This is a genomic window from Dietzia sp. Cai40, assembly GCF_014145165.1.
Classification (GTDB): domain Bacteria; phylum Actinomycetota; class Actinomycetes; order Mycobacteriales; family Mycobacteriaceae; genus Dietzia; species Dietzia natronolimnaea.
In genome coordinates, this window is record NZ_JAALEB010000146.1 from 1 (window position 1) to 3,651 (window position 3,651).

Annotated in this window: 3 protein-coding genes; all 3 read left to right on the plus strand. The window is 67.1% G+C overall.

All coding sequences use genetic code 11. From position 1 onward, the window contains the following. Window positions 1–160 precede the first annotated feature (160 nt). The gene (locus G6022_RS06350) at window positions 161–1,759 is read left to right on the plus strand and encodes a peptidoglycan DD-metalloendopeptidase family protein (RefSeq protein WP_182640157.1); all 1,599 of its coding nucleotides are present in this window, start codon (window positions 161–163) and stop codon (window positions 1,757–1,759) included. Window positions 1,760–1,784: 25 nt separating this feature from the next. Then, window positions 1,785–2,324, plus strand: a complete 540-nt coding sequence (locus G6022_RS06355) for a hypothetical protein (protein WP_347237887.1) — start codon at window positions 1,785–1,787, stop codon at window positions 2,322–2,324. A gap of 32 nt (window positions 2,325–2,356) precedes the next feature. Then, the coding region (locus tag G6022_RS06360) for a type IV secretory system conjugative DNA transfer family protein (protein WP_182691206.1) at window positions 2,357–3,651 on the plus strand (1,295 nt) is incomplete at its 3' end.

The following is a 3,651-nucleotide window of genomic DNA, read 5'->3' on the forward strand; positions in this document are numbered from 1 at the left end:
GTCGCCCGCGAGTTCGGCATCAGCCGCGACTCGGTGCGGCGGTGGTCGGTCGATGCAGGCGTATGGCAGGCGCACAACTCCACGTCCCTGCGAGCCCTGCAAGCCGAGGTCGCTGCCCTTCGAGCCCGACTCGGTCAGTGACCTCGTGAGGTCGATGAAAATGGTCACCGGGCTAGTCATCGGGATCATCCTGCTGGCGCTGGTGATGGTGGTCGTGCTCGGCCCCAACGGCGGGGACCCGTGTCGACCGGAAAGCGGAAGCCCCTCCGCAGGCGGGGTGCCCGCGGGCGAGCTGAGTCTGCCGATCGCCGAGGGCGAGTACGTCGTGTCCTCGACCTACAAGAGCGCCGACCGCCCCGGCCACCGGGGCATCGACCTAGCCGCCCCCGACGGCACCGCCATGTACGCGATGGCCGGGGGAGTGGTCACTGCCGCTGGCCAGGCGTCCGGGTTCGGGAACTGGATCGTCCTCGATCACACGATCGACGGCCAGGCCTTCTCAACCGTGTACGGCCATATGTGGGACGACGGTGTCGCAGTACAGACCGGTGACACCGTGACCGCAGGCCAGTACATCGGCAAGGTCGGCAACAACGGACAGTCCACGGGACCCCACCTGCACTTCGAGGTCTGGCAGGGCGGGCGACTGTCCGGCGGCACCGAGACCGATCCACAGCCGTGGCTGGACCGGGCAGTCAACCCCGGATCGGGGCCGGCCGACACCGGCCAAGACGAGAGCGACGCCACCGACCCCACGCCGGCCCCACACTCGGGCGGCCAGATGCCGGACTCGGACAAGATCCAGTCCAAGGCCAACCTCCAGACCGACTCGATCCGGGTTGCCCGGGCAGTGGCGCAGCGATTCCCCGGCGTGCAAACCATCGGCGGGTGGCGGCCCGTCGATGACCTCCCAGATCACCCATCGGGTCGGGCAGTGGACATCATGATCCCGAACTACGAGTCCTCCGAAGGGCGTGAGCTGGGCAACCGGATCAAGAACTACCTGCTGACCCACCGCGAGTTTTTCAACATCGAGTACATGATCTGGCGGCAGATGTATATCCCGTCGTCAGGCCAACCGCACCTGATGGACGATCGGGGCAATCCGACTGAGAACCATTACGACCACGTGCACGTGACCACCGCCGGTGGCGGGATGCCGTCTGCGGGCCAGACCTACGGCGCCGCACCAACAGACGGTGCCGACAACACCTCGGAGACCACCGGAGCTCCCGGCGACGACGATTGTGCACCGGACTTCGGTCACCGGAGCCTGAACGACGGCGAGATCCCCGACGAGCTGCGCAAGTGGATCGCACTAGGCGGGCAGGTGTGCCGCGAGGTCGATCCGCCGCTGCTGGCGGGGCTGATCTATCACGAGTCCGCCGGGTTCCAGGCCACTGCGGTGTCCACGGCAGGGGCGCAAGGGTACGGGCAATTCATGCCCGGAACCTGGGCATCTAAGGGGGCGAAAGTGGACGAGAACGGGCAGATTGCAGGCCCACCGGGGTCGGGGTCACCGTCCGACCCGGCCGACGCGACGATGGCCGCTGCGCGCTACCTGTGCGAGATCGCAGGTGGTCAACGCGAGGCCATCGCCTCCGGTGTGCTGACCGGGGACCCGCAGACCTTGATGCTGGCCGGCTACAACGCAGGCCCCGGCGCAGTCCAACAGTTCGGCGGTGTACCGCCGTACGCAGAGACCCAGAAGTACGTGCAGATCGTGCCGCAAGAGGCCGCTCGATTCGCAAACGCATGATCGACCAGGAATGAGGAGCACGCCCGTGACCAAGACCCAGGTTGGCGTACTAGCGGCACTAGTGGTGGCAGTGGTGGTTGCGGCCATCGCCGCGGCCGTCACGCTCGGACGCGAGGACGAACCCGGCACCGATGCTCACGTGCACATAGAGCCGATCAGCACGGCTGATGAGGTCGCCGTCGCGACGATCTCGGGACTGCACACGTGGACACCTGCTGCGCAGCAGTCCCCGTGGGATGCGATGAATGCCATCGCCGATCAGCTCACCGGCCCCCTGGCCGAGGCTGCATCAACTCGTCCTGACCCCGATCCGACCCCGCGGCAGTGGCCGGCGTGGGCCAGGTCGGGTGACCGCGTCATCGGAGTGGCCACCCTTGGCCCCGACCAGGACCCGGTCGCCAATGAGGCGAGGCAGGCCACGCGAGTGGTCCAGGTCCGGCAGAAGGTGCTGCACCCGGACGGCGCGACAACGCCTTTGGAGCAGATCACCGTGACCGTCGAGCTCGAGCGCGTGGGCGAGGCCTGGAAAGTCGCCAGCTACCAGTACCGATCCGTCGGCCAGTAACGACCAACACCACTACAGGGAGTGTTTTCAAGATGGCAGGCAAAGACGTAGCGCGTCGTCCGCAGCAGAAGGAACCCGGTCCCACGATCGCGCTGGCCACGATGGGTGTGGCCGCAGTCGCGGTGCTGGGAGCGTGGGCGAGCCTGGAGCTCGGAGAGAAGATCAGCCCGACCGGTCAGGTCGTTCCCGGCAACCCCGTGGTGGCGGTCATTGACCTACTCCAAGGACAGGTGCAGTGGAGTGGTGGGGCCACGATCGTTGCGGTGAGCCTGGTGGCCGCCGCCTTCATCGTGCTCATAGTGATAGCCAGTGCTCTGGGTCGGCGCAACGCGGGCCGGACCCGGGTAGACGATGTGGCCAAGCACCTGGCAGGACGCTCCGACGTTCGGTCCCTGTCCGCCAAGACCGTTGCCCGCGCGAACCGCGAGCGCGGGGAGACGGTGACCACGCCCGGGGTGTACATCGGCAAAGAGGTCGCCACCGGTCAAGACCTCTGGGGCGGGTGGGAAGACCTACACCTGGATCTGTGGGGTCCACGGCAGGGAAAGACCTCCAGCCGCATCATCCCGATGATCCGGCGGGCGCCAGGAATCTGCATCTCCACCTCCTGCAAGCGCGACGTCATCGAGGCCACGATGCCGTTCCGTCAGCAGGTCGGCCGGGTGTGGGTACTCGACCCGCAGGACAAGGCCGTCGGACTGGACACCTCCCGCTGGTACTTCGATCCGCTCGACTTCGTGCGCCGGGACCAGTGGTGGGACGGCAACGCCGAAGAGCTGGCCGAAATCTTCAACGCCGCCTCGGCCCGCGGTGAGGCCGGTAGCGACCCCAACGCCTACTTCTACAGCCAGGCCGTGGACCTGCTCGCCTCACTGTTCCTGGCCGCTGCGCTCAAGCATCGGCCCATCACTGACGTCTACGGCTGGGTGTCCAACCTCGAGGACTCCACCCCGGTGGAGATACTGTCCGACAGTCAGTGGGGACCCCAGGCCGCCGACCTGGCCAGCAAGTATGCGGCAGAACCACGCACCCGATCCAACGTGTTCTCCGCCGCCAAGAACATGATCTCCTGCCTCGGTCGACGTCAGATCGTGCGCCTGCTGACCCCCCAGGCAGGCGCCGAACGCTTCGACCCGGTCGCCTTCGCAAGCTCTGAGGCCGACACGCTGTATCTGGTGTCCGACGAGGAGAATCCGATCGGCCGACCGGTGACCTCGATCCTGACCGTCGCGGTGTTCAAGGCACTGGTCGACCGGGCCGACCAGTGCCCCGGCTCTCGGCTCCCGGTACCGGTGACCGCCGCCCTGGACGAGATCGCCAACATCGT

What these genes read in the sequence shown, in the direction of transcription:
- G6022_RS06350 (WP_182640157.1), top strand. Translation starts at nt 161, where the DNA reads ATGGTCACCGGGCTAGTCATCGGGATCATCCTGCTGGCGCTGGTGATG.